Below are 26,497 nucleotides of genomic sequence, written 5' to 3' on the forward strand. Positions count from 1 at the left end.
GTTGTATTTTTCTAATTATACTGATTTATTTTTGGGTAGTGCCCTGAAGAAGATTAGTTTTACCCCAAATATGCTTTTATGAAGAATACAGATCTCATTGCGATTGCCGAAGAATACGGTGCTCCGGTCTACATTTACGATGCCGAAAAAATCACTTCGCAATTCAACAGGCTGTCTGATGCCTTTGCCGGTGTTCCAAAACTGAAATTGAATTACGCCGCCAAGGCCTTGTCAAATATGACCATTCTGAGACTGATGAACAGCCTGGGCAGTGGCCTGGATACTGTTTCCATTCAGGAAGTTAAACTCGGACTACTTGCAGGATTTGCTCCTGAAGATATTATTTACACTCCAAATGGTGTTTCTCTGGAAGAGATTGAGGAGGCTACCCAGCTTGGGGTACGTATTAATATTGATAACCTGTCGATTCTTGAGCAATTCGGGACCAAACATCCCCATATTCCGGTTTGTATCAGGATCAATCCGCATGTCATGGCGGGGGGTAATTCAAAAATATCCGTGGGTCACATCGATTCGAAATTTGGAATCAGCATTCACCAGATTCCCCATCTTCTGAGGATTGTAGAACTGACCAAAATGAATATCAACGGGATTCACATGCATACAGGAAGTGATATTCTCGACATCGATGTCTTCCTCTATGCCTCAGAAATTCTCTTTGAAACAGCCAGGAATTTTAAAGATTTGGAATTTATCGATTTTGGCAGTGGCTTTAAAGTGCCATATAAGGAAGGTGACATACAAACCAATGTGGAGGAATTGGGTCAGAAACTGGGAGGCAGATTCAATGAGTTCTGCAAGGAATACGGCAGGGACCTGACACTGGCCTTTGAACCGGGGAAATTCCTGGTCAGTGAAGCAGGACACTTTCTCGCCAAAGTAAATGTGGTAAAACAGACGACCTCAACGGTATTTGCCAGTGTGGACTCAGGCTTTAATCACCTTATCCGCCCTATGCTTTACGGGGCTTCCCATGAGATCATCAATATTTCCAACCCTGAAGGAAGGGAAAGGTATTATTCCGTTGTGGGGTATATTTGTGAAACAGACACCTTTGGCAACAACCGCCGGATCAATGAAATTACGGAAGGTGATATTCTTTGTTTCCGTAACGCCGGTGCCTACTGTTTTACTATGGCCAGTAACTACAATTCGAGGTATCGTCCGGCCGAAGTACTCTGGTACAATGGAAAGTCGCATCTCATCCGGGCGCGGGAGACCTTCGAGGATATAGTGAGGAATCAGGTAGATCATCCAAGCCTGTTCCAGCCTCAGCAAGATAAGGTCATTGCCAAATAAAGGCCATTCAACACCGGTTATTCGCATGTCGAATTAAAATAAAGAAGGGACAAATTCGTTATTTTATAGATAGAAATACGACTATATGTCAAAAGTAACACCTATGAAAAAGATTTACACATCCACCCTTCTTTTAACACTTGCCTTTTTTTTAGGAGGTAATATGCATCAAGCGATGGCACAGCAGGTGGAATGGCTGACCTGGCAGGAAGCAACAGAACTGGCCAGTACCGATGCGAATCCCAAAAAAGTATTTATCGATGTCTATACCGACTGGTGTGGGTGGTGCAAGCGAATGGACAAAGACACTTTTCAAAATCCTCAGGTTGCGGCCTATATGAATGAAAACTTCTATATGGTTAAAATGGATGGTGAAGGAAAGGAACCTATAGAATTTAAAGGGAAAACATACAACTTTGTGCCTTCAGGAAGAAGGGGGTATCACCAATTTGCTGCTGCTTTACTGCAGGGAAGATTAAGTTATCCAACTGTGGTCTTCCTGGATGAAAAGCTCAACATGCTTTCACCGGTACCCGGCTATCAGAAGCCCGGACCTTTCCTGAATATTGCCCGTTATTTCGGAGAAGATATTTATAAGGATATCGATTGGAAAACCTATAGCGGACAAAGCAAATAATCCACTTTATCTGCTGTAATTAGGAGATTCCTTGGTAATGGTAACGTGATGGGGATGACTTTCTGTAATCCCGCTGCTGGTTATCTTTACAAACCGGCCTTTGTCTTGTAAGGCAGGAATGTCTTTAGCTCCGCAGTAACCCATCCCAGCTCTTAGTCCGCCCACAAACTGGTGGATACTTTCGAAAAGATCACCCTTGTAAGGCACCCTGCCAACAATACCTTCGGGTACCAGCTTTTTTATATCGTCTTCCACATCCTGGAAATAGCGGTCTTTACTACCTTTTTTCATGGCCTCAACAGACCCCATCCCCCTGTAGGATTTAAACTTACGCCCTTCGTAAATAATGGTTTCCCCGGGTGATTCTTTGGTTCCTGCAAGCAAGGATCCAAGCATAACCGTATCAGCTCCCGCTGCAAGGGCTTTTGGAATATCTCCGGTGTATCGTATACCACCATCGGCAATAACAGGCACTCCACTTCCTTTTATAGCAGCCGCAACCTCAAGTACAGCAGAGAACTGTGGAAAACCAACTCCGGCAATTACTCTTGTTGTACATATTGAACCGGGACCTATTCCCACTTTTACAGCATCAGCACCGGCTTCCACAAGATACCTGGCGGCATCTCCTGTAGCAATGTTACCCACGATGACTTCTAGAGAGGGAAATTTTTTCTTTACCTCTTTTAGAATTTGAACAACCCCTTTGGAGTGTCCGTGTGCGGTATCGATCACAATGGCATCGACCCCGGCATTAACAAGTGCTGTAGTCCGTTCCAGTGCATCAGCAGTAACACCTATGGCGGCAGCTACCCTTAACCTGCCGTATCTGTCCTTATTGGCAATTGGCTTCTGAGTGAGTTTTGTGATATCCCTGAATGTAATCAACCCCACCAGTTTATAATCCTCATTCACTACAGGTAATTTTTCAATCTTATTGGCCTGCAAAATATCTTCTGCCTGACCTAAGGAAGTACCTTCAGAAACAGTTACCAGATTCTCAGTGGTCATGACCTCCGAGATGGGTCTTTCGTTGTTTTTCTCAAAGCGCAGGTCCCGGTTGGTTACAATTCCAATGAGTTTCTGGTCCTTATCCACTATTGGAATTCCCCCAATACTGTGCTCCTTCATATTGGCTTTAGCATCCCTTACCAAAGCATCTTTGGGTAGGGTTACAGGATCGAGAATCATTCCGCTTTCTGCCCGTTTAACTTTGCGCACCTTTACGGCCTGGTCCTCAATACTCATATTTTTGTGAAGTACCCCTATACCACCTTCCCTTGCCATTGCTATAGCCATTTTAGATTCGGTAACCGTATCCATGGCAGCTGAAACTATGGGAATGTTAATGGTAATGTTCCTTGTGAATTTTGTCTGAATATTGACGTCGCGAGGCAGGACTTCAGAAAAGGCGGGAACTAGGAGTACGTCGTCATAAGTGAGACCTTCTCCAAGAATTTTATTGAGGTGGGCTTCCATGCAATTAGGGATTAATTGCGGGCAAATATACGCATTTTTTTACGGTCTGCACTTTATCCGATACGGATTATAATCCTCCCTTAATAATCAACATCCTTGCTAATCATTTGAAAAAGAGAATCTAACAAATTTTTATTTAGAAATAATCTAAATAACTTTTATTTTTTACAATTTGTATTTAGATTTGCCTTCTCAAAGTCATCTATTTTTAATTAGTCTAAATAATATGTACAGGAACATATCCCTATTCTCAGCCCTCCTTTTTACAGTTTCAATTTTTGCCCAGACAAATGATTCTCTGCAAGGTGTGAAAACTTCAAGCCTGATTCGCCTCGATGAAGTTGTCTTGTCTGCCAATGTAATCCTGGGGAGTAAATACCAGGCAAAGAACAGGACTGGTTCGGCCTACTACATTTCCCCTCAGGAACTCGAGACCTTTAATTATACCGATATAAACAGAGTTCTGCGCTCCGTTCCCGGAGTTTCGATCTATGAAGAAGATGGTTTTGGGCTACGCCCGAATATCAGTCTGAGAGGGACCTCTCCGGAGCGAAGTGCAAAGATTACCTTGATGGAAGACGGGGTTTTGATAGCTCCTGCACCTTATAGTGCTCCTGCTGCCTATTATTTCCCCTCCGTTGCACGAATGCAGGCAGTGGAAATCCTGAAAGGTAGCAGTCAGGTTCAATACGGCCCCTTTACAACCGGGGGAGCCATTAATATGCTTTCAACTGAAATTCCTGACGACTTCAAGGCTTTTCTATCTGCTTCCTATGGAAATTACAACAGCGGCAGGTTACATGCTAAAATTGGAGACTCAAAAGAACGGTTTGGGTATATGGTTGAATATCTGAACTTCAATTCGGATGGATTTAAAGATCTTGACAACCGGGCGAATACAGGGTTTGATAAAAACGACCTTGTGGCAAAATTCAGGGTAAATACGTCCAGGGCAGCATCAGTTCAGCAATCGCTGGAGTTTAAGTTTCAATATTCCGATGAAACGTCTAATGAAACCTATGTCGGACTTTCAGATTCGGATTTTGAGGCGACTCCCTTTAGAAGATATTCAGGCACACAGGAAGATGAAATGGTCAATGACCACAAACAGTTTTTGCTCACCCATCTCCTGGCATTCAGTGATAATTTTCATATTACCACGCACGCGTATTACAATGGTTTCAGCAGGAATTGGTATAAATTGGACGCCGTTAGCCTTGACGGGGACCGTCGGGGTGTATCGGGAATCCTGGCAGATCCATCAGGAAATCAAGAATATTTTGATGTCATTACCGGTGCTGTAGACAGTCCTAACGATGCACTATTGGTTAAAGCGAATAACCGCAATTATATTTCCAAAGGACTACAGACTAAGTTCGACTACCATTGGTCTGGAGAAAATACCTTCCACGATATCGAAATCGGACTGCGGTATCACTACGATGAGGAAGACCGTTTTCAATGGGTTGATGGATATAGCATCAATGAAGGAAATATGATCAGGACCACGTCGGGTACTCCGGGTACCGATGCCAACCGAATAAGTGATGCCAGGGCTTTTGCTTCTTTTGCCCTCTACAAGTTTAAATACAAGGACCTCACAATCACTCCCGGGCTTCGTTATGAAAATATTACCCTGGGAAGAACAAACTTTGGTTCGGATGATATAGAGAGAATCGGGACAGAGCTATCCGTCAGGGAAAATAAGACCGACGTATGGATCCCCGGGATGGGATTTAATTATAATTTCGATAAGTTCTCAGTGTTTGGAGGAATTCACAAAGGATTTTCTCCTCCTACCAGCAGAGAAGATGAGAAAGCTGAGGAAAGTATTAATGTGGAACTGGGATCCCGATTTACTTTTAACGGCATTTCCGGAGAGATTGTTGGCTTTTTCAATGACTATAGCAATCTTCTGGGAAGTGATCTGGCAGCTACTGGAGGTACAGGTAGCCTGGAACAATTTAATGCCGGAGAGGTGAATGTACAAGGTATTGAAATCCTTTTAAATTACGATTTTATGCCTTCCGAAAGTGCCTTTAAACTCCCGCTTACATTTGCCTATACATATACAGACACCGAATTCCAAAGCAGCTTCGACAGCGCTGAAGACATCTGGGGGGAAGTGGCCGTAGGGGATGAAATGCCCTATATTTCAAAACATCAATTCAATACCATTCTGTCTCTGGAACATTCTTCATTCGACCTCAACTTAAGTGGTCGTTACAACGGGGAATTCCGAACCAGAGCCGGGCAGGGTTCCATCCCGGACAATGAAAAGGTTCCTTCAAGTTTTGTGCTGGATCTGGCCGGGGCATATCACCTCAATCCTAATGCGAGTATTACCCTAAATTTTATCAACCTTCTGGATGAAGAATACGCCGTATCAAGAGTACCGGCCGGACTCAGACCAGGACATCCCTTAGGGGCTTATCTGGGGGTCAGACTTCAGTATTAAAAAGCGAGCTTAATAGTAGGTGGAGAATAGTTGGGTAGCACGATTATGGGCCGCTTCAAAGGCGGTCCAGCTCACCCCGGTTTGAGCCTTCCTGGCCGTAAAATACGACATCATTTTTTCAGTAGGCATATTCCCAGTAAGTTCATCCTTGGCCATGGGACAGCCACCAAACCCCTGAATAGCTCCATCATACCTGCGACAACCTGCGCTAAAAGCCGCATCTATTTTCTCATGCCAGCTGCTCGGAGTAGTATGTAGATGGGCTCCGAACTCCACCGTGGGATAGGCCGGAATTAAATTAGAAAATAAATAGGTAATATTTTCAGGCGTAGAAGTTCCCACAGTATCCGAAAGGGACAGGATTTTCACCCCCATTGCTGTGAGTTTTTCTGTCCATTCAGCCACTATATCAACATCCCAGGGATCTCCGTAGGGATTCCCAAAACCCATAGAGATATAGACTACTACTTCCTTTCCGCTTTTTGATGCGATGCTGAGTATCTCCTTCAGGATATCAATGGATTGGGCAATAGTCTTATGAGTATTCCGCATCTGAAAGTTTTCGGAAATCGAAAAAGGGTATCCCAGATAATCGATCGCTTCAAATTGTGAGGCATCCTGAGCTCCGCGTACATTGGCTACAATCGCCAGCAATTTTGAAAGGCTTCCTTCCAGGTTCAGGCCTTCTAGTACCTTAGCCGTATCGGCCATCTGAGGAATCGCTCTGGGAGAGACAAAACTTCCAAAGTCGATTGTATGAAAACCGCAACCCAGCAACGCCTGGATATACTTCACTTTCTCCTGAGTGGGGATAAAGGCCTTGATACCCTGCATGGCGTCACGCGGACATTCAATGATCTTTACCTTTTCAGCGGCCCTTTCCATAGAGAGTATACTTCTTCAAAATTACCATTATTTATAGGATAATAACAGGTAAAGACCAATCCCTGAAAAAACCAATACTTGAAGCCATTTAAGTACCCAGGGTGCTTTGGGGTGCGATTGAAGGTATCCCGAGATAGATCCCGCCAGAACAGCGATTAATGAAAATATCGTAAATGAGATCAACATAAAAAGAAATCCCAGAATATAAAATTGCAGCGTAGTACTTAGAAACTCACTAAAGAGAAATCCGGGGAAAAAAGCCAGGAAAAAAATGGTCACTTTTGGATTGAGGACATTCATGATAAACCCTTGTTTGTACAATTGCCCTAAGGACTTTTTGGGGCTCACATTAAGGTCGATTCTCAGATCAGCAGAAGCTCGCCAGACCTTAAAGGCGAGGTAAAACAAATAGATAGCACCGAACAATTTTATGGTGTAAAACAACATGGGATTCAGGCTGATAATGGCAGAAACACCAAAAGCCAGAAGGGTGGTATGGACCAGACATCCGGAGATAAGGCCGGCGGTAGTTGCCAGGCCATATTTTTTTCCATGGACGATACTCTGGGTAAGCACGTAAATATTATCGGGACCCGGGAAAATCGCCAGGGATGCTGTTGCCAGCGCAAAAGCCCATAAAATCTCATAGTTCATTTACTTTCCCCCCTTGTATTCACAACAAACAAACGTACATTTTTATATATTACAAAAAATTATACCATGAAATTTCAGTTAGGAACCGTTGTCTTACTTCTCTGTTTATTCACCTTCAACATCAATGCTTCTGCTATGAGTCAATCAGCTATAAGTTCAACCCATGTTTTAAAGCAGGACAGTGTCCTCCGCCATGTAGTTTTATTTAAATACAAAGCAGGTTCCACCTCAAAAGATATAGAAAAAGTACAGCAGTCATTTGTTGACTTAAAAACTAAAATCCCGCAGATTGTATCCCTTGAATGGGGTGTGAATAACAGTCCGGAAGGCCTTGACAAAGGGTTCACACATTGTTTCTTCCTTACCTTCCGAAGTGAGGAAGACAGGGACGCTTACCTCCCCCACCCCGACCATAAAGCTTTTGGGGAAGTCATTGGGCCTTTTCTGGAAGATGTCCTGGTAGTAGATTACTGGACACACTAGTTTGTTTCAGACAAAATGGCCTTGTTGATTCTTTTTACCAGGGCCGGACCCTCATAGACAAATCCCGTCCATAATTGAACAAGGCTTGCACCGACTTTCAGTTTTTCTAGTGCATCTTCAGGGGAATGAATCCCCCCTACCCCGATAATAGGAAAAGATCCCCCGCTCTTTTCATGAAGAAAAGAGATCACCTCCGTACTTTTGCTTTTCAGAGGTTTTCCACTTAGGCCGCCCGCTTCCTTCACCAAATCTGCATCAGATTTTAAGCCCTGCCTGCTTATGGTAGTATTGGTCGCAATTACACCATCTGTGGCCGTATCCCGGACGATGTCGATGATATCCAACAACTGTTCATCGCTCAGATCAGGTGCTATCTTCAGGAGCAAAGGACGCTCTTTAGTTTTCTTTTCTCTGGCCAGGCTTGTATTCTCCTGTTGAAGGGCTTTCAGTAAGGCTGTTAATGGGGCTTTTTCCTGCAACTCCCGCAATCCTGGTGTATTAGGAGAACTCACATTCACCACAAAATAATCGACATGGGAAAAGAGCGCTCTGAAGCAAATGATATAATCTTCTTTAGCCTTTTCATTAGGCGTTAGCTTATTTTTCCCGATGTTACCCCCGATTAATACCTTGTGCTCCTTTCTTAGTCGCCCCACAGCAGCCTCAACGCCTTCATTGTTAAAACCCATCCTGTTTATAATGGCCTGATCCGTTTTTAATCTGAATAGCCTTTTTTTAGGATTACCCGCTTGAGGCATTGGGGTAAGTGTACCGATTTCTACAAAGCCAAAACCAAAGTTGGAGAGCTCATTGTACAAAAGTGCATTTTTATCGAACCCTGCTGCAAGACCTACAGGGTTTTTAAATTTTAACCCGAAAACCTCTCTTTCCAAACGACTATCCTCCACGAGATACAGCTTTCGGAATATCCGGGAAAATCCGAGTTTACTCAACCATTTTATTGAAGTAAAAGAGAAATGATGGACTTTCTCAGGGTCGATTAAAAAGAGTAAAGGTCTGATGAGATAGTGGTACATAAGCCAATTTGAAAGGCAAAAGTACAAACTTCAACGACCATTTTCAGTTCCTTTGGAAGTAAAAAATTGAAGAGGGTTATTCCGGATCTTTCTCCGGGAACGGTTGAGGTGTCACTTCGTAGGGCACTCGGCCGGCACTGGTGCATAATTCCCTATAGCGATCATATTGCTTCGGATTAAATAGTTTCAACATTTTTACGTCATAGGCCCTCGCATTTTCCAGGATCTGATCTTTTAAAACCTTGTACTTGGATGCCAGTCCTTCCAGGTCCTTTGTGCTACTTTGAGGATGGGTGTCAAAAAGGATACGGATATCTTCCTGATAAACCTTATTCGTCATTGAAAGTTCGGCCTGCCATTCTTTTAATTGGCGGGTTTGTTCCTCATTTAACTGGAATACCTGGATGATGGTTTCAGAATTGCTCCCTCCTATCCCCAGCATGCAATCTTTTTCCTGAGCCTGAAGGATAAATCCCAATCCAATAAAAAATATGCCTGAAAGTATTTTTTTCATGCTTTTTGATTCTAAGTGCCTGTATAAATGGTAAAACTTAATTATACAGTAATTAGTATTTGATCAATACGATAAATGAAAAAGGCCCTCTTTAGAGAAGGCCTTTTGATTTACTTAATCCCAAGTTTATTTCAGAGAGAAGCTGAGTCGGGCAAACAGAAATCTACCGGCAATTCCAAATTGCTGGGATCTCCTTGACCAATCAAATCTACCGCTACTTCTGTTTCCAAATGCCGGATCGGCACGATCAGGATAAACATCCAGAATATTATTTGCCCCTACTGTGAGGGTCAACTCATTGGAAGCCTTAAATCCTAGAGAAAGGTCTGTTACGATCTTGGTTCCAAAATCCTGTTGATTCGCCACTGTGGTAGTCGCTTCTGTCACCTCTCCGAAGAAAACATTTCTCAGGAAGATGACCCACTTGTCAGACAACAGACTGTTAGTAAGATTTACTTTAGTCCTGGGCACGGCCTGCTCCAGATATACCCTGCTATCTTCAGGGAAGTAGGTGTCAACAAGGCCTGCATCACGCAAGACCTGTGAAGCATTGATATCTCCTACCTTCTTGGTTTTGGAAAATGTTCCAGCGAGATCAGATTTTAATCTCCAGGTGTCAGACAAAATTGCGTCATGAGTAATGACAATGTCTAATCCCTTAGACTCCGTATCTATGGCATTGGCAAAAAATGAAGCTGCCGTCGCATTGGCCTGTCTCAGGAGGAGATCGAGTTCGGTACCTGTTCCCGGACCTGAAAACTGCCCGGTATAGACCACCCTGTCATCGATTTTAACAAAGTATCCGTCAACGGTAACGGTAAGGTTTGCAGAGGGAATTTTAGATGTCAGCCCTAAACTTACACTTTTTGAGATTTCCTGTTTCAATTCGGGAATACCCAGCAAACTGGCAGCTTTACTGTCATTTGAAAAAGTACCTACTTCCTGAGGATTTCCCTGATTATCAAAAATGGTCGACGTGGAATTAAAATTCAGCTGGTGTAATGATGGGGCCCTGAAACCAGAATTAACAGCCCCCCTAATATTTAAATTTTCTGAAGCCTTTATCCTTGTCGCCAGTTTAAAATTCATCGTGGAACCAAAGTCGCTGTAGTTCTCGTATCGGGTTGCAAAACTCGCCAGGAAGGATTCTGTAAAATCTGCCTCGAGGTCTAAGTAACCGGCAACACTGCTCCGTTCTCTTGCCAGCTCATTATTGGGTGAAAATCCGGGAAAAACCTGAGATCCCCCTGGGCGCGAATTGTCAAAAAAGTCGACTGCAGGTTGCTGGGAAGCAAGAGTGATAACCTCTCCATTGGCCGTATACTGTGCATAGGAAGCTTCCTCCCCTGGAACAATCGTATAATTCTCAAGGCGATACTCTGAGCCGAAAGCGACATTTAATCCACTAAAGACATCATCGTAAAACTTTGATACATCCAGATTTGCCGTATTCTGTGAGAATGAAAAGCCACCTGCATCAAAGGTTGTTGGCGATGCATTCTGAAGGGAGGCATTGTATGTATTTCCAATCACATATAGGAAGGAGTTTTTCCCATAGGTATTGCTCAGATCCACATTCCAATCGCCTATCATCCCTTTTATACCAACGGAAACCGACTGGTCCTTTATATTCGAGTTGATTTCAGGAAGGAACCCATTGAAATAGGCCGGAGTATAGGTCCTGCTTTGATTGGGCAATCTGTAAAATCCTGCAGAATTACCTGTCCTTGAACTCAGTCCGGCAAAGGAATAAAGTTCAGTACCGTTATCATCGAGCGGTAAAGAGAAATTGGCAAAAAAGCGTCCACCGCGCAGGGCCGACTGACCAACTCTCATATTGAAATCACTGCGCTCCAGGCCTCTGGCGGCTAGTTCGACAGTAGTATTATCTGCAGAAAGTATGGGTTGCAATTCGGCTTTTGTTGTCGCTCCCTGGGTGTCAATACCTGCGGCATTGGCATATTGCAAAACATCGGTTACATCATCGTCTAGTAATAAGGAAAGATCAGCACCGTCGGCTTGTGCAAAACGTTCAACGGTGTTGTACAGGTTAAAAACATCGCCTTCCCATTCCTTCATCCTGCTGTATTCCTGGCGAACGTCAAAATCACCTGAAAGGGTTAAATATCCCCCATTTTCGCCCAAGGGAATTCCGTAACTCCCTGCAATATTGGTAGTTGCGCCGTCAACACCGCCGGTCTGATCATTGGCATTCTCAGAGAAATTCGCTCCAGTAGTTACATTGATCAGCAATTCATCCACGGTTTTATTAAGGATAATGTTGATAACCCCTGCAATGGCATCAGACCCGTACTGGGCTGCGGCACCGTCGCGAAGAACTTCTATACGCTGAATGGCTGCAGTTGGGATCGCATTAAGGTCTGTACCCACACTACCCCTTCCGAATGTTCCATTTACGTTGATAAGGGAGGAGGTATGTCGTCTTTTACCATTAATAAGAACCAGGACCTGATCGGGACCCAAGCCTCTTAGGGAAGCCGGATCAATATGGTCCGTACCGTCAGAAATGGTCTGTGTATTCGAAGTAAAAGAAGGGGCCACGTAATTCAGGATTTGATTTAAATTCACCTGAGGTGCTGCCGTAGCTAATTCTTTAACGTTAATTACATCAATAGGAACTGTACTTTCAGTAGCGGTCCTGTTGGGATTTCTGGAACCGGTGATGACCACTTCTGCCAGCTGAACTCCTGAAACCAGGGTAATGGCCATAATGGTACTGTTCACTTGTACTTCTTTGGGTTCAAACCCAATGTAGGAAACAATAAGTCGGTCTCCGATTATCGCTTCAATACTGAAGTTACCGTCGAAATCTGTAGTCGTCCCTACCTGGGTCCCCTTTTTTACTACTGAGGCACCTGGTAATGGCGTACCGTCTTCATCTTTAACCGTTCCTGTAATCTGCGAATGCAGCAATGTTACAGAGCCCAGAAAAAGGAATACAAGCAAGAGTAAATGTTTTTTCATAAGTATAGATTTTGAGTGATTAGTCTAAGTAAGGTAGTGAAAACTCTGTGTTAACTACCAATTAAATCCAAAAAATTGATTATCAACTACTTATCAATTTCTAGGAAATGACCTCTTGGCTCTTGGAAATGAAAAGCTACTTTTGCGTAAAACTGATTAAAATGGAACCAATAACAGATCGCTTTTTACGCTATGTTAAAATCGACACCCAGAGTGATCCACATTCTGATTCGACACCGAGTACGCAAAAACAATGGGTGCTCGCAAAGATGTTGTTTCAAGAATTAAAGGATATCGGCCTTGAAGAGGTTACCCTGGATGAACGTGGATATATTATGGCCACCCTCCCTTCGAACATGGAAAAAGAGGTACCCACCATTGGTTTTATTTCCCATTACGATACATCGCCAGATTTTACGGCAACCGGGGTAAATCCAAGAATTATAGAGAATTACGACGGGAAAGATATCCTTCTTAATAAGAATGAAAATATTGTTTTGTCTCCTGATTATTTTGAGGACCTGTTGCAGTATAAAGGCCAAACCCTTATCGTTACTGATGGAACCACCTTGTTGGGGGCAGACGACAAGGCTGGGGTTACCGAAATTGTTACTGCGATGGAGTATCTGGTAGCTCATCCTGAGATTAAACACGGTAAAATTCGAATTGGTTTTACCCCTGATGAAGAAATAGGCAGGGGAGCCCATCATTTCGATGTTGAAGCCTTTGGTGCATCCTGGGCATATACCATGGATGGGAGTCAGATAGGAGAACTGGAATACGAGAATTTCAACGCGGCCGGGGCAAAGATCACAGCCAGGGGTAAAAGTGTTCATCCGGGATATGCAAAAAACAAAATGGTGAATGCCATTGGAATTATAACCGACCTGACCTCACGTCTTCCTAAAAATGAGGTACCTGAGAAGACCGCCGATCGCGAAGGCTTTTACCACGTATACAACTTACAGGGTAGTATAGAATTGGCCACTATGGAGCTGATCGTCAGGGACCACGACAGAAAATTATTTGAGAAGAGAAAGGACTTTCTTGAAAATCTGGTTGAAGAGTTTAACAAAGAACATTCCGGACTAGTTAGCCTCGAAATGAAAGACCAGTATTATAATATGAGGGAGAAAGTAGAACCTGTTTACCATATTGTGGAAATCGCCGAAGAAGCGATGAAAGAATTGGGGATACAGCCAATAATAAAACCTATCAGAGGGGGTACGGATGGATCTCAGCTGAGTTATATGGGTTTGCCCTGCCCAAATATTTTTGCCGGGGGACATAATTTCCATGGAAAATATGAATATGTCCCTGTAGAAAGTATGAAAAAGGCAGTTGAAGTAATCGTCAGAATTTGCGAAATTACAGCTAATAAACTCTAAACTGAATTACAATGAGCAAGGCTAAAATTGAGGCCTATTTCGCCAGGGAAGGAAGCTTTAAAGAAGGTGTAAACAGCTTAAGGGCACTGGCCCTTCAGACCGAAGTCAAAGAAGAGCTGAAGTGGGGAGCTCCGGTCTACACCCTGGGAGGGAAAAATGTCTTTGGAATTATGGCTTTCAAATCTCATTTCGGAATCTGGTTTTTCAATGGTTGCTATTTAAAAGATCCCGGGAATGTACTTGAGAATGCCCAGGAAGGGAAAACAAAGGCCATGAGGCACTGGAAATTCATTGCTGCAGATGATATCATGGCAGACAATGTCCTGGCCTATATGACGGAAGCCATAGAGAATCAGAAAAAAGGACTGATATGGAAGCCGGAAAAAAAGAAGAAAACTAACATACCCTCAGACTTGCTGCAGGTTTTAAAAAAAGATCAGGAACTAAAAAAGGCCTTTAATAAATTTACGGCCTATAAGCAGGGTGAATTCTGTGAGTATATCGAAACGGCAAAACAACTAAAGACAAAACAGAGCCGACTGGAAAAGATCATTCCCATGATCAGGGAAGGAATTGGTATAAACGACAAATACCGAAAGACCTAGCCCTTGTCACCAAGTACAGGGAATTAAAAAACCGGTAACTCAGAGCTACCGGTTTTTGTTCTTACAATCCTAATGCCCTATTTCGCAGGCGGATTTAATTTATTGCTCATTTCCATGGAAATGGCTGAGCGATCGAATTTCAGTCTACCGGCCATGGTTTCAATAATGCAGGATGAATCCTTGTCATTGAGATCAACGACCTTTCCGTGAAGGCCACTTTTAGTGACAATTTTATCTCCTTTTTTTAATGCTGCCGCAAACTTTTTTTCATCTTTCTGTCTTTTCATTTGAGGTCGTATCATAAAGAAATACGCCACAACAAAAATCAGAATCATCGGCAGGAAATTTCCTATCTCGCTCATAATTCTATCTGTATTTAAACTTACTTAACCGGACCTAGATTGGCCGCAGGTGCTCCGCTGTTAGGCTGAACAAAGGCTTTAATCCTAAGTAATTCTGATCCCTTTTCGGTATTTGCGGAAACAGTTATTGTTTTGGTAACCTGGTTCTGTCCCGACCCATTGAATTTAACCAGTAACTCCCCTGTTTCTCCCGGGGCGATAGGTGTGTTTTTAGGATACTCGGGCACTGTACATCCACAACTACTTGTGGCATTGGTGATAATAAGTGGAGCATTCCCCGTATTGGTGAATGTAAATGTAGTTTCCTGTGGAGTCCCCTGATTGATAGTACCGAAATCGTGCTCGGCCTTATTAAAGGTCATAACAGGAAGGTTCTTGGCGGCCGCATCTCTTTCGGCAGCTACCTGAACATTTGCTGTTTCAATTTTGTTAGAGGCCTTTTCCTTGCAGGAAACAAAACCGATCATACTGACTACCCCCAGGGCTATGAATATTCTTTTCATACAACTAGATTTAATTATTTTGCTGCAAAATTAAGGAATTAATGCTTACAGTAGTCCCCTACCGGTCTTTTTAAGTTTTCCATTGCTTTTGTATTCCTTTACCAGTTTATCCAGAATACCATTGATAAAGATGCTACTCTTGGGAGTTGAATACTCCTTGGCGATCTCGAGGTACTCATTGATAGATACCCGTTCCGGAATTGAAGGGAAATTCAGAAGTTCGCATATGGCCATCTTAAGTAGAATGGCATCGATATCTGCAATTCGATCCTTATCCCAATTGGGTGTTTTCCCCTGTATTTCATCTTCCAGGACTTTGTTCTGAAGCAGGGTTTTTGACAGCAGTTTCCTGGCAAATTCCATGTCTTCTTCATCCTTGAGCAAGCGGGGAAGAAAATACTGTTCAGACTGCTCCTGCTTCACATTTTTCAATTGTTTGAGAATAAAAGTATTAACCAGTGGGATATCATCTACCCAGGTAAGTTTGTCATCCTCGAAGAACTCGTAAAGCTTTTCATTGGGTGCGATCACTTCACGAAACAGGTCAATGATCAGATTCTTGTCTTCCCCATAAGAACCTTCTTCTTTCTTCATATAAGAAGAATAGTATCTGTTCGAAACGATTTCTTTGAAAATTATTTTGATATAATCCTGATTGAGGTACCATCCTTTTATTTTTCGCCGTTTCAACTCTTCGTTGAGCAAAGGATTTTCAACCAATTGCAGCAGGAGTCTGTTATTCACAAACTTCTTTTTATCAGGAAAGTCATCGGTGGCAGAAGCCATGTATTTTTTTGAATCGTGCATATCGTGATGAAGCGCCATCGCATGGAGCTCTCTCAAAAGGCACAACATCAAAAGATAAAGGGTATAGGTATTCTCAATGCTCAGACGGAGAAATTTTTCTTGTTTATCAAGGGAATCATCCTTGGATTGGGTGATTGCATAAATACATTGCATTACTTTCACCCGTAAATGCCTTCTCGTGAGCATGTCTAAAGAACTTTAAGGTATTACTAACTTGATGCGCAAAAATAGGTATTACTTCCAAATCTATCTTCATTCCTGAACATATTATCTTATGTCTTTTATAACATTTGGATTCTTGTGAATGCCCTATCTTTGACAAGCTTTACCGGAGAGCATCGCGAAACCGACCTATGAAAGAACTAAAACACCTCAATAAATATTTTAAAAAGTACTGGTTTAAATTATTTCTGGGTATCATTATCACCATCATTGCCAGGGTTTTTCAGCTTGTAATGCCCTCCTATGTCAAAAATTCTATCGAAGTCGTGGAAAAATACCTGGCAGGAACTGTTCCAAAACCCGAAGCCACTTCCCTTCTTCTTGAGTACATAATGATTATTGTAGGTGCCGCATTGCTTTCAGGGTTTTTTACTTTTCTGATGAGGCAAACGATCATCAACGTATCCCGATATATAGAATACGATCTAAAAAATGAAGTGTTTGATCACTATCAGTTACTCAGCCTGAATTTTTACAAAAAAAACCGTACTGGAGACCTGATGAACAGAATCAGTGAAGATGTGAGTCAGGTGCGCCTCTACGCCGGTCCGGCCATCATGTACGGGATGCAAACCCTTACCCTGTTTGTCTGCCTCATCCCACTGATGTTTATAAAGGCACCCACCATTGCCTTCTACGCTCTTCTGCCTTTACCAATACTGTCGGTACTTATTTATAAGATTAGCAAGATCATTCATAAAAGAAGCACTAAGGTCCAGGAATTTCTATCAACGCTGTCCACTTTTGCTCAGGAAACCTTTTCGGGCGTTTCTGTGATAAAAGCTTATACCCTTGAACCAAAAATAAACTCTGAAGGCACCAACCTGGCCCTGGAAGGGAAGAGCAGAAGTATGGAGCTCGCTAAAGTAGATGCCTGGTTCTTCCCACTGATGATTTTGTTGATTGGAATAAGCAATATTTTTGTGATCTACATCGGGGGAAAAGAATATATAAATGGCAATATCGAATCGATTGGAACAATTGCCGAGTTCATTCTCTACGTAAACATGCTCACCTGGCCGGTTGCTATCGTTGGTTGGCTTACTTCACTTGTGCAACGAGCAGAAGCATCACAGAAACGAATCAATGAATTTCTACAGGTAGAACCTGAACTCAGGAATGAAGTTGAGGAAGAAACGCCAATCAGGGGAGAAATCGAGTTCGACCATGTCACATTCACCTATGAGGATACCAATATAACGGCTGTTAGGGATCTTTCTTTCCGTGTTGAGGAAGGACAAACCGTAGCTATTCTCGGGAAGACAGGTTCTGGAAAATCAACCATCCTCGACCTTATTGCGCGTTTATACGACGTGAGCTCGGGGGAGATCAGAATAGATGGAACCCCTATCAAAAAACTGAATCTGGAAAGTTTAAGGAGTTCAATAGGTACTGTTCCCCAGGATGCCTTTTTGTTTTCCGATTCCATCTCCAACAATATCCGGTTCGGGAAGGAATCAGCTTCTGAGGAAGAAATCGAGAACGTAGCCAAAATGGCCGTAGTCCACAAGAATATTATGGGCTTTTCCAAAAAGTATGATACCGTCCTGGGAGAACGGGGTATTACCTTGAGTGGTGGACAAAAACAAAGAGTATCTATCGCCAGGGCCCTATTAAAAGATCCTGAGATCTATCTTTTTGACGATTGCCTCTCCGCTGTAGATACAGAGACAGAAGAAGCCATTCTCAATAATCTCAAGAAGGCATCGAGAAACAGAACTACGCTGATTGTAAGTCACAGGGTATCCTCAGCCAAGAATGCCGATAAGATCATAGTCCTGGACGAAGGACAGATTTTGCAACAGGGTACACACGATGAACTTGTGGAACAGCATGGATATTATAAGGAACTTTATGCCCATCAGCTCTCCGAGAAAGAAAACTAGAAAAATGTTGCTGAATTAGCTTTTTTTTTACATTTTTGATGACTTTATAGGAAAAATCTAACAAGAACGGTACTATGCGCGATAAAGATTTGATCGAACAAGAAGAAATATTTTCGAAAGTATTAAGAGCCGGAAGACGAACCTATTTTTTTGATGTAAGAAGTACCAAGGCAGGAGATTATTACCTTACCATCACTGAGAGTAAGAAGTTTACCCATGACGATGGCTCTTTCCATTACAAAAAACATAAAATCTACCTGTACAAAGAGGATTTCCAGGCCTTCCGTGAAAACGTGGAGGAAATGATGGATTATATCATCGCCGAAAAAGGCCACGAAGTAATTTCAGAAAGGCACCAAAAAGATTTTAAGAAAGAAGAAAGTGAACCAACCTCAGAAAAGAAACCCCTCGACAATTTTACCGATGTCGATTTTGACGATATTTAAATTCGCTTTTTAGTCTCAACCATATACAAAAAAGACTTCCTGAGGGGAGTCTTTTTTTTTCGGAAGAATCTAATTCTCATTCTAAACTAGTTTGTCCTTCCTACCAGTATTGATTACCTTTAACGATCACTAATTAAAACCTAAAATGAAAAGATTCGCACTCATTCTCTGTCTTCTGTTTACTACCCTGACTGTCGCCCAGGAAGAGATTACCCTGGACTATTATCTGCCTCAGGAATACACCTACGATCCTGCAATCCCAAAACCGGCGGATGTGATCGGACATGAAGTTGGAGAATGGCATGTAACCCACGACAAGCTAATGTTTTATATGCAAACCCTTGCCGAGGCCAGCGATCGTATTACCATAGAAAACAGGGGAACTACTTTTGAAGGAAGACCCATTCTTTTGTTGACCGTTACCTCACCCCAGAATCACAGCAATCTGGAGACTATAAGGCAGCAACACCTGGCCTTGAGTGAAAATGGAAGTAGTACTACTGCTGTGGAAGATTTGCCAATAGTCGTTTATCAGGGATTTTCGGTACATGGAAACGAACCCAGTGGGGCCAATGCCGGATTGGCGTATGCCTATTATCTTGCAGCTGCCCAGGGACCACAAATTGATGAAATGCTGAAGAATACTATCATCTTAATGGACCCGTCCTATAATCCTGACGGCCTGCAGCGATTTGCGTATTGGGCCAATACCAACAGGAGTATGAACCTGAACGCTGATGGAAACGAGCGGGAATATCACGAAGTGTGGCCAGGGGGAAGAACCAATCACTACTGGTTTGATATAAACAGAGACTGGTTACCCGTGCAACTTCCCGAAAGCAGGGCTCGCATTAAAACTTTCCATCGCTGGTTACCAAATATCCTTACGGATCATCACGAAATGGGCACCAACTCCACCTTTTTCTTTCAGCCAGGAGAACCCAGTCGGGTGCACCCCCTGACTCCAAAAATGAACCAGGAATTAACGGCTGAAATCGGAACTTACCATGCCAAAGCACTCGATAAAATTGGCTCACTCTATTATTCTGAAGAAAACTATGACGACTACTACTACGGCAAGGGTTCTACTTTTCCCGATGTGGTGGGAAGTATCGGGATCCTTTTTGAACAGGCCAGTTCCAGAGGACATATTCAGGAAAGTGAAAACGGAATCCTGACCTTTCCCTTCACCATAAGAAATCAGTTTACAACTGCACTTTCAACTGTTGAAGCTGCACAAAATATGAGAACAAAATTGCTGAACTATCAGCGCAACTTTTACAAGGACCTGAGAACAGAAGCAGGAAGGAGTAAAACCAAAGCATACATTTTCGGAGACTCTAAAGACGCCGCCAAAACCTGGCACATGGCCGAGATCCTCGAAAGGCAGAATATCAAATTCCATGATCTCAGCAGGGATATAACCCTTGGCGGGAAACAATATAAAAAGGGAAACAGCTTTATCGTGCCCCTGGAACAGAAAAATCACAGGCTGATCAAAGCGATGTTCGAAAAAAGGACCACCTTTAACGATAGCCTGTTTTACGATATCTCGGCATGGACCTTCCCCCTTGCATTCAACCTTGATTACGCAGAACTTACTTCTCTTTCCAATGCGGGACCAGAGATTCCTGAACTTACTCCCTTAACAGGATCGGTAAGTAGTGAGAGTTCCTATGCCTACCTGTTTGAATGGCACGAATATTATACCCCCAAGGCTCTCAATATGATTCTCGAAAAGGGTTTACGAGCTAAAATTGCACAGTATCCCTTTAGCATGGGAGGGGTGAATTACGATTACGGTACAGTGATGATCCCAGTCCAAAATCAAAAGCTGGATAGGAAGTCACTCTACGACTTTCTGAATAAAGTTGCCAAAGAAAGTTATATTGAAGTAACTGCCGTCAGCACGGGAGCAACTAAAGGAATCGACTTAGGAAGTGGGGATTTTGAACCGGTCGAAAAACAAAAAGTTGCCCTTATCGTCGGAGAGGGTATCAGATCCTATGACGCGGGAGAAATCTGGCATTTATTCGATACCCGATATAACATCAAACTAACGAAAATTGATACTGAGTACCTCGGAAGGACAGACCTCAGTTCCTATACCGATATTATTATTCCAGGAAGCTGGGGAAGTGGCGGACTCAGTAAATCTATTGCTGAAAAACTACAAAATTGGGTAAAAGCCGGTGGCACTTTAGTGGGATTCCGAACAACCGCTAACTGGTTTGATCAGCAGGAATTTCTCGACCTTACATTTAAAAAAGATACTCTTGTCGCCAAAAACGTGACATTTGGTGAAAGGCAGGACTTCAGAGGAGCGCAGGTCACCGGGGGCGCCATTTTTGAAGCCAGGATCGACAGGTCTCATCCGATAAATTTCGGTTATAAAAACAACAACATTCCCCTTTTTAGAAACAGCAACATCTATCTCGAACCGGAGAAGGATAGTTATAACAATCCCATTCAGTACACCTCATCACCCCTGATGAGTGGCTATATTTCTGAAGAGAATGCTGCTTTAATTTCTAACAGCGTACCCTTTAAGACAAGAAGAATGGGCCGGGGCAGGATTATCCTCTTTACCGACAACACCAATTTCAGGGCTTTCTGGTACGGCACCAATAAACTCCTGATGAATGCTATTTTCTTTGGGGATATGATGTAGAACTCGCATCCTGGAATCGATCGGAGCCTCACAACCTGGCATTAGCGAACTTTACATAAGCCAGGTTGAAAAGGAAATGCGAAAGAACTGTCAGGGTAGCCCAGAATAGGCCTAGGTAAACGAAACATATTACCCAGAGAGTCAGGTAAAAAAGCGGTTGTAAAACACTGACATAGGCAAAACGGAATGTACTTATAAACTCTGCCTCCTGTATCTGTGGTTTTAAAAACCACCTCCAGATAAAGATAAGGGGGGCATTGATCGTAAGGAAAACAAAGGTTAGTATACGACCGACAACAGGATTTATTTCATGTTTCTTTTTGGGGGTTTTCCCGCTGTATTTCTCTATAGCCTTATTGGTCTCCTTGGGATCGAGATAATTTACAGCTTGAGTATCCAGGTAATTGTGAATAGCATCGTATTCTGAGAGGTCCTCAATATGCGTAGTGCTTCTTTTCAAGGCCTCGGACACCACATCTTTTGTCCTGACCACCGAAGTGGCAATTTCATTTTCAGAGTAGTAATCCCTGGCGGAAATAGGTTCGCTGAAATAAAATGCAACGCGATCAGGAAATCTGTCTGCCTTTTCATAATTAATCCCTACCGGAACAAGCAAGACGTCCAGTTCAGGATCTCTCTCAAGTGTTGTAAATAAAATCCGGGTAAAACCTTTGCTCAGGGGTCGTACCCTCCTCATTATATTGTGATTGGCTTCAGGAAAAAGTAAAATGGTCTTCCCATTCTGCAGCAGATGGGTACATTGTTCGAAAATAGCGGTGTTCTTAGTTAATGTATCTCTCCCATCCCGAATCCGGTAGATGGGCAGCATCCTGAGAAATTTAAAAAGCTGATTCACCAGGGGATTGATAAAAATATCGGCCCGGGTAAGGAAATACGAGCGAAATGGTGTAAAAGCGGCAATGACCAGGGGGTCTAATAATGCATTCTGATGATTAGCCAGAAACATAACTGCCTGATTCCGGGGTATATTTTTCATACCGTGAAGCTGGATTTCCCTGAAGTAGCAGAAAAGTGCCATACAGGCCATTTTTTGGGTAAGAAAATACATTATTGACCTCATCTCCCTACCTCCTTCTCCAAAGGTTTATATGCCCAGAATGTACCCAAAACCAGGCCAGATATAAGATGCCAGATACCCCAGAAAGCCGTAAGAACAGCCATTCCACCCAGGCCTTCAAAGAAGGTAAATATCAAAATTAGGCCTAGACCCGAATTCTGTATCCCTGTCTCGACAGTGATACTCCTTATATCTTCTAATGGGAGTTTAGCCATTCTGGCCAGAGAGAAACCGGTAAAAAAGGCCAGGGCATTATGCAGGAGTACAATCCAAAATACATAGAGAATATAATCCTCAATTAGCGTTCGGTTATTGTATACTACAAATAGGATCAGACATACAAAAAAGCCAAGCGAAATAGTTTTAAGGTATTTAGCAAGCTTTTCTGCCACTGCCGGATAACGTTCATTAATCACAATTCCTAAAATCAGGGGAACCCCCAGAATGAGAGCTACTATTTCTATCATTTCAAGGGGTGCAATCGACACTTCCTTTAAAATGGCTTGTGTGGGAGGATACAGAGCAGCCCAAAAACTCAGGTTCACGGGAGTCATAATCACAGCTAACAGGGTGGCATTGGCAGTTAAGGTCACTGAAAGGGCCCGGTTCCCTCCTGCAAAGGAAGTAATGAAATTGGAAATATTCCCTCCAGGACAGGCCGCCACAAGGATCATCCCCAGGGCAATACTCGGTATAGGTTTTATCAGAAGGACAAGTAAAAAAGTGAGAAAGGGCAATGCCAGGAACTGGCAAAACACCCCAACAAGTACAGGGCGGGGATTTTTAAACAAGGCCCTGAAATCGGTCACCCTGATATGCAGTGCCACTCCAAACATGATCAATGCCAGGATACTATTGAGGATCCAGAGCGTTTCTGTGGAAAAATCTATACGCGCCGCGTCAAGGGTTGAATTGATCACTTGTTTTTTTAGCTAAAAACCAAAGGGCTTTAATTCAAATATAAACAGATTCATTTACAAGGCATCTCTCCGGGTAGGAGATACAATTTGAGTTGTAGAGCGGTAGGATAAAACAAAGGTTTTAACCTTATTTTGAATCGAGGTATGTATTTTTGTGACATAAGATAATATTTATGGCACGAACACCTAGTAATATGCTGCCTTTAGGCACCAAGGCACCATCTTTTAAGCTAACAGACACCATCTCAGACGCTACCCTTGGCCTGGCTGATGTAAAAGGGGAGAAAGGCACTGTGGTTATGTTTATTTGTAATCACTGTCCTTTTGTAAAACATGTCAATCATCAGCTGGTTGTAATGGCTAGGGAATATATGGAAAAGGACATCGGTTTTGTGGCGATATCGAGTAATGACGTTGAAAATTATCCTCAGGATGCTCCAGATCTGATGAAGGAAAACGCCAGGGAAGAAGGATATCCCTTTCCCTATTTGTACGATGCAACCCAGACCGTGGCCAGAGCTTATGACGCCGCATGTACACCCGATTTTTATCTCTTTGACAATCAGCTGAATCTCATTTACCGTGGACAGTTAGACGACAGCCGTCCGGGAAATGGTATAGCTGTTACCGGGAAAGATCTTCGAATGGCGATGGATAAACTACTCTCCGGGGAACCACAGGCCGAAGATCAAAAACCAAGTATTGGATGTAATATAAAATGGAAAGAGCACTAGAGAAAGGAGACCTTGGTAATGTTCGTCTGGAACCGCTCGTACCAGAGCAGCATGAAAGCTATTGTAAGACCGGGGAAAAAGCTTACAGAGACCATTATCTCCACCTTTGGCCCCACCAGGATCCGACGCCCTATATCAGTACTAGTTTTACAAATGAAAGTATCGCAATTGAATCTAAAGAGGAGAATACACTACATTTTATGGTGTGCCAGAGGGAGAAATATATCGGGATAGTAAAACTGGTAAAATTTCAACAGATTCAGGATCTCCCCCAATCAGCACCCATGTTTCTCGAAAAGATCTATCTGCTCAAGCGATATACCGGAAAAGGATACGGACAGGAGATTCTTGAACAAATTGAATCCCTCAGTATTAGAGAAGGGATGAAAACCCTCTGGCTGGCTACAATGAAAAAGGGATTTCCTCTCCGATTTTATCAAAAACACGGTTTTAAAATTGTTGGGGAACAACAACTCCCATTTCAGGCATCGATTCCTGAAGAGAGGGAGATGTACATCCTGAGCAAAAGCCTTGAAAAAGAACATTAGGCATTACCAGTTCAACCGGTTAAGCAAGCCCTCTATATGAGCTAAATGATGATTCCCGTGCCAGGCATATCTTCCGGCATTTTCTTCCAGGCTTGTTTCAATATCTCCATCAGGATGTATAAAAGTCCTCTGCCATTGTTCTGAGGAAAGACTATTGAGAAGATACACCAATTTTGCATGTACAGCCTCCAGATGATGAAGAGAAAGTTGTATCGGGCCCGTACTGGCGTCCTCTAATTTTGCCCACTCCTTTTCCAGATAGGGCTTAATTAAGGGCCTTTCTTCGGTCAGCGCCCACTTAAACCTGATATAACTGTGGTGGTGGCTATCTGCCAGATGATGGACTACCTGCCTCACTGTCCAACCGTCAGGACGATAAGGTGTATCGAGCTGAGTCTCCGACAAGGGGGTAACCAAATCCCTGAGGTTTACCGGAAGGGCTTCAATCTGGGCGATCCAATCTTTTATCTTAAGCGCACTGATCTTTTCAGGTCGGACAAAATGACCAATTGGGTATTTTAATTTTTCCAGAGCTGTGTTTTCCATAATTCTAGTGTAAGAAAGCGGTAAGCTTACAGTGAATGCTGAAGTTAAAAAATGAATTCTATTCAAGCAGCAGTTTCTCCTGAATTTTAATACAGATTTAACCCCACAAATTATTTTAATTTTTAATTCTCTATTAAATTTGTAGGACTAGTAGGTTAAAACTAAAAAACATTTAGATATGGCAACATTACGATTAGGCGATACCGCCCCCGATTTTACTGCAGAAAGCTCTGTAGGAACAATAAATCTTTATTCATATCTGGGTGACAGCTGGGGTATTTTATTCTCCCATCCGGCCGATTTTACCCCGGTGTGCACAACAGAACTGGGAACCGCAGCAAAATTCAAAAAGGAATTCGACAAGCGGAATGTAAAAATGCTGGCCCTGAGCGTCGATGGCAAGGATTCTCATAATGAATGGATCAAAGACATCAATGAAACTCAGAACACAGAGGTAAACTTTCCGATCATTGCTGACGAGGACAGAAAGGTATCAGATGCTTATGATATGATCCACCCCAAGGCTGATGACACTTTTACTGTGAGGTCGGTATTCATTATTGCTCCCGACAAGACCATTAAACTGATACTCACCTATCCGGCATCTACAGGGCGTAACTTCCATGAACTGTTGAGGGTTATCGACTCCCTGCAACTTACGGCCTATCAAAAAGTAGCGACCCCGGCGAACTGGAAAAATGGTGAAAAAGTAGTGGTAAGCCCTTCAATCCCAACCGCAGAAGCAAGGACATTATTTCCGAAAGGAGTAGAAGAAATCAAGCCCTATCTGAGACTCACACCCGACCCAAGTGTATAGGGAATAGTGTTTTACAGGAGTGTGATTTTTAAGAATAAATTCGAAATTTCCTTTATTTCAAATATTTAAATGTACCTTTGCGACTTAAACATTTTATTTTTATTATTATGAGTAAAGGAACAGTAAAATTCTTCAATGATTCTAAAGGCTATGGCTTTATTACTGAAGATGGTTCGCAAGAAGATCACTTTGTACACATTTCTGGCTTAATTGACGAAGTACGCGAAGGTGACGTTGTAGAATTTGAACTACAACAAGGAAAAAAAGGATTGAACGCCGTTAATGTGAAAGTATTAGACTAGGTAAGATTCCAATTTTTTGACATAACCCCGGCCTTAAGGTCGGGGTTTTTTTATACCCTCTTTAAAATTGTTCATAAGTTGTTACTAACTTCAATGGCACGGCACACAACATTCTTCCCTTTCCTGCGTCTAAAATGTACACCCCTTAACCAAATTAATAACCAGCACCCATGTATTCCTTCTTTTGGATCCTTCTAGTGTTGATTGCGA

The 26,497-nt window shown here is 42.7% G+C and carries 25 protein-coding genes; 13 read left to right on the forward strand and 12 right to left on the reverse strand.

Annotation, left to right across the window (positions count from 1 at the left end):
- The first annotated feature begins 78 nt into the window (after nt 1–78).
- Nucleotides 79–1,320 (forward strand): diaminopimelate decarboxylase, encoded by a 1,242-nt coding sequence (gene lysA / locus ACA086_RS07930; RefSeq protein ID WP_371002800.1) that lies wholly within the window; start codon nt 79–81, stop codon nt 1,318–1,320.
- 103 nt (nt 1,321–1,423) lie between these two features.
- On the forward strand, nt 1,424–1,957 hold the full coding sequence (locus tag ACA086_RS07935; protein WP_371002801.1) for a thioredoxin family protein: 534 nt from the start codon (nt 1,424–1,426) through the stop codon (nt 1,955–1,957).
- A 6-nt stretch (nt 1,958–1,963) separates the two neighbouring features.
- Here the strand turns inward: ACA086_RS07935 and guaB are convergent, their stop codons facing one another.
- The gene (guaB, locus tag ACA086_RS07940; protein WP_371002802.1) at nt 1,964–3,436 is read right to left on the reverse strand and encodes an IMP dehydrogenase; all 1,473 of its coding nucleotides are present in this window, start codon (nt 3,434–3,436) and stop codon (nt 1,964–1,966) included.
- A gap of 226 nt (nt 3,437–3,662) precedes the next feature.
- Between guaB and ACA086_RS07945 the strand changes: the two genes are divergently transcribed.
- The gene (locus ACA086_RS07945) at nt 3,663–5,894 is read left to right on the forward strand and encodes a TonB-dependent receptor family protein (protein WP_371002803.1); all 2,232 of its coding nucleotides are present in this window, start codon (nt 3,663–3,665) and stop codon (nt 5,892–5,894) included.
- Nucleotides 5,895–5,903: 9 nt separating this feature from the next.
- On the opposite strand, the gene ACA086_RS07950 is transcribed toward ACA086_RS07945, so the two are convergent.
- Nucleotides 5,904–6,779, reverse strand: coding sequence for a hydroxymethylglutaryl-CoA lyase (locus ACA086_RS07950; protein WP_371002804.1), 876 nt, complete (start codon nt 6,777–6,779; stop codon nt 5,904–5,906).
- 27 nt (nt 6,780–6,806) lie between these two features.
- Entirely contained in the window at nt 6,807–7,433 is a 627-nt protein-coding gene (locus ACA086_RS07955; protein ID WP_371002805.1) for a LysE family translocator, read from the reverse strand.
- A gap of 66 nt (nt 7,434–7,499) precedes the next feature.
- On the opposite strand from ACA086_RS07955, the gene ACA086_RS07960 reads away from it, so the two are divergent.
- Nucleotides 7,500–7,916 carry a Dabb family protein gene (locus tag ACA086_RS07960; RefSeq protein ID WP_371002806.1) on the forward strand — a complete coding sequence of 139 codons (417 nt, stop codon included), beginning with the start codon at nt 7,500–7,502 and terminating at the stop codon, nt 7,914–7,916.
- Here the strand turns inward: ACA086_RS07960 and ACA086_RS07965 are convergent.
- The 3 genes from ACA086_RS07965 to ACA086_RS07975 all read right to left on the reverse strand — a co-directional run bounded on the left by ACA086_RS07965 (nt 7,913) and on the right by ACA086_RS07975 (nt 12,452).
- Nucleotides 7,913–8,953: a quinone-dependent dihydroorotate dehydrogenase gene (locus ACA086_RS07965; RefSeq protein ID WP_371002807.1), complete on the reverse strand. Its 1,041-nt coding sequence runs from the start codon at nt 8,951–8,953 to the stop codon at nt 7,913–7,915. The two genes, ACA086_RS07960 and ACA086_RS07965, sit on opposite strands and share 4 nt — an antisense overlap.
- Nucleotides 8,954–9,029: 76 nt before the next feature.
- A complete protein-coding gene (locus ACA086_RS07970; RefSeq protein WP_371002808.1) occupies nt 9,030–9,467 on the reverse strand; it encodes a hypothetical protein in 438 nt (145 codons plus the stop codon).
- A 126-nt stretch (nt 9,468–9,593) separates the two neighbouring features.
- Nucleotides 9,594–12,452, reverse strand: a complete 2,859-nt coding sequence (locus ACA086_RS07975; RefSeq protein WP_371002809.1) for a TonB-dependent receptor domain-containing protein — start codon at nt 12,450–12,452, stop codon at nt 9,594–9,596.
- Nucleotides 12,453–12,613: 161 nt separating this feature from the next.
- Here ACA086_RS07975 and pepT point away from each other — a divergent pair, with 161 nt between their 5' ends.
- Both pepT and ACA086_RS07985 read left to right on the forward strand, forming a co-directional pair.
- A complete protein-coding gene (gene pepT, locus ACA086_RS07980; RefSeq protein WP_371002810.1) occupies nt 12,614–13,840 on the forward strand; it encodes a peptidase T in 1,227 nt (408 codons plus the stop codon).
- An 11-nt stretch (nt 13,841–13,851) separates the two neighbouring features.
- Complete coding sequence (locus ACA086_RS07985) at nt 13,852–14,445, forward strand: YdeI family protein (protein ID WP_371002811.1); 594 nt, start codon at nt 13,852–13,854, stop codon at nt 14,443–14,445.
- A gap of 77 nt (nt 14,446–14,522) precedes the next feature.
- Here the strand turns inward: ACA086_RS07985 and yajC are convergent, their stop codons facing one another.
- Genes yajC through nusB form a run of 3 tightly spaced genes read right to left on the reverse strand, consistent with a single transcriptional unit; the run spans nt 14,523 to nt 16,303 of the window.
- The gene (yajC, locus tag ACA086_RS07990; RefSeq protein WP_371002812.1) at nt 14,523–14,807 is read right to left on the reverse strand and encodes a preprotein translocase subunit YajC; all 285 of its coding nucleotides are present in this window, start codon (nt 14,805–14,807) and stop codon (nt 14,523–14,525) included.
- 20 nt (nt 14,808–14,827) lie between these two features.
- Nucleotides 14,828–15,310: a DUF1573 domain-containing protein gene (locus ACA086_RS07995; protein ID WP_369748791.1), complete on the reverse strand. Its 483-nt coding sequence runs from the start codon at nt 15,308–15,310 to the stop codon at nt 14,828–14,830.
- Nucleotides 15,311–15,355: 45 nt separating this feature from the next.
- Entirely contained in the window at nt 15,356–16,303 is a 948-nt protein-coding gene (nusB, locus tag ACA086_RS08000) for a transcription antitermination factor NusB (protein WP_371002813.1), read from the reverse strand.
- 167 nt (nt 16,304–16,470) lie between these two features.
- Between nusB and ACA086_RS08005 the strand changes: the two genes are divergently transcribed.
- The 3 genes from ACA086_RS08005 to ACA086_RS08015 all read left to right on the forward strand — a co-directional run bounded on the left by ACA086_RS08005 (nt 16,471) and on the right by ACA086_RS08015 (nt 21,342).
- Entirely contained in the window at nt 16,471–18,225 is a 1,755-nt protein-coding gene (locus ACA086_RS08005; protein ID WP_371002814.1) for an ABC transporter ATP-binding protein, read from the forward strand.
- 74 nt (nt 18,226–18,299) lie between these two features.
- Nucleotides 18,300–18,671 (forward strand): PUR family DNA/RNA-binding protein, encoded by a 372-nt coding sequence (locus ACA086_RS08010; protein ID WP_371002815.1) that lies wholly within the window; start codon nt 18,300–18,302, stop codon nt 18,669–18,671.
- Nucleotides 18,672–18,816: 145 nt separating this feature from the next.
- On the forward strand, nt 18,817–21,342 hold the full coding sequence (locus ACA086_RS08015) for a M14 family metallopeptidase (protein WP_371002816.1): 2,526 nt from the start codon (nt 18,817–18,819) through the stop codon (nt 21,340–21,342).
- Nucleotides 21,343–21,370: 28 nt separating this feature from the next.
- Here ACA086_RS08015 and ACA086_RS08020 read toward each other — a convergent pair whose 3' ends face one another.
- Together ACA086_RS08020 and ACA086_RS08025 are read right to left on the reverse strand one after the other, a co-directional pair.
- Entirely contained in the window at nt 21,371–22,381 is a 1,011-nt protein-coding gene (locus tag ACA086_RS08020; RefSeq protein ID WP_371002817.1) for a 1-acyl-sn-glycerol-3-phosphate acyltransferase, read from the reverse strand.
- 38 nt (nt 22,382–22,419) lie between these two features.
- Nucleotides 22,420–23,340, reverse strand: coding sequence for a bile acid:sodium symporter family protein (locus tag ACA086_RS08025; RefSeq protein ID WP_371002818.1), 921 nt, complete (start codon nt 23,338–23,340; stop codon nt 22,420–22,422).
- A gap of 173 nt (nt 23,341–23,513) precedes the next feature.
- Here ACA086_RS08025 and ACA086_RS08030 point away from each other — a divergent pair, with 173 nt between their 5' ends.
- Complete coding sequence (locus ACA086_RS08030) at nt 23,514–24,074, forward strand: thioredoxin family protein (protein WP_371002819.1); 561 nt, start codon at nt 23,514–23,516, stop codon at nt 24,072–24,074.
- Nucleotides 24,059–24,622: a GNAT family N-acetyltransferase gene (locus ACA086_RS08035; RefSeq protein WP_371002820.1), complete on the forward strand. Its 564-nt coding sequence runs from the start codon at nt 24,059–24,061 to the stop codon at nt 24,620–24,622. Before ACA086_RS08030 ends, ACA086_RS08035 begins: the two co-directional genes overlap by 16 nt.
- A gap of 3 nt (nt 24,623–24,625) precedes the next feature.
- Here the strand turns inward: ACA086_RS08035 and ACA086_RS08040 are convergent, their stop codons facing one another.
- Entirely contained in the window at nt 24,626–25,168 is a 543-nt protein-coding gene (locus ACA086_RS08040) for a YfiT family bacillithiol transferase (RefSeq protein WP_371002821.1), read from the reverse strand.
- A 178-nt stretch (nt 25,169–25,346) separates the two neighbouring features.
- On the opposite strand from ACA086_RS08040, the gene ACA086_RS08045 reads away from it, so the two are divergent.
- Nucleotides 25,347–25,985 carry a peroxiredoxin gene (locus tag ACA086_RS08045; RefSeq protein WP_371002822.1) on the forward strand — a complete coding sequence of 213 codons (639 nt, stop codon included), beginning with the start codon at nt 25,347–25,349 and terminating at the stop codon, nt 25,983–25,985.
- 107 nt (nt 25,986–26,092) lie between these two features.
- Nucleotides 26,093–26,287 (forward strand): cold-shock protein, encoded by a 195-nt coding sequence (locus ACA086_RS08050; protein WP_129605219.1) that lies wholly within the window; start codon nt 26,093–26,095, stop codon nt 26,285–26,287.
- Nucleotides 26,288–26,497 lie beyond the last annotated feature (210 nt).

The sequence above is a fragment of the Muriicola sp. E247 genome, assembly GCF_041358175.1.
In the GTDB taxonomy this organism is placed as follows: domain Bacteria; phylum Bacteroidota; class Bacteroidia; order Flavobacteriales; family Flavobacteriaceae; genus Muriicola.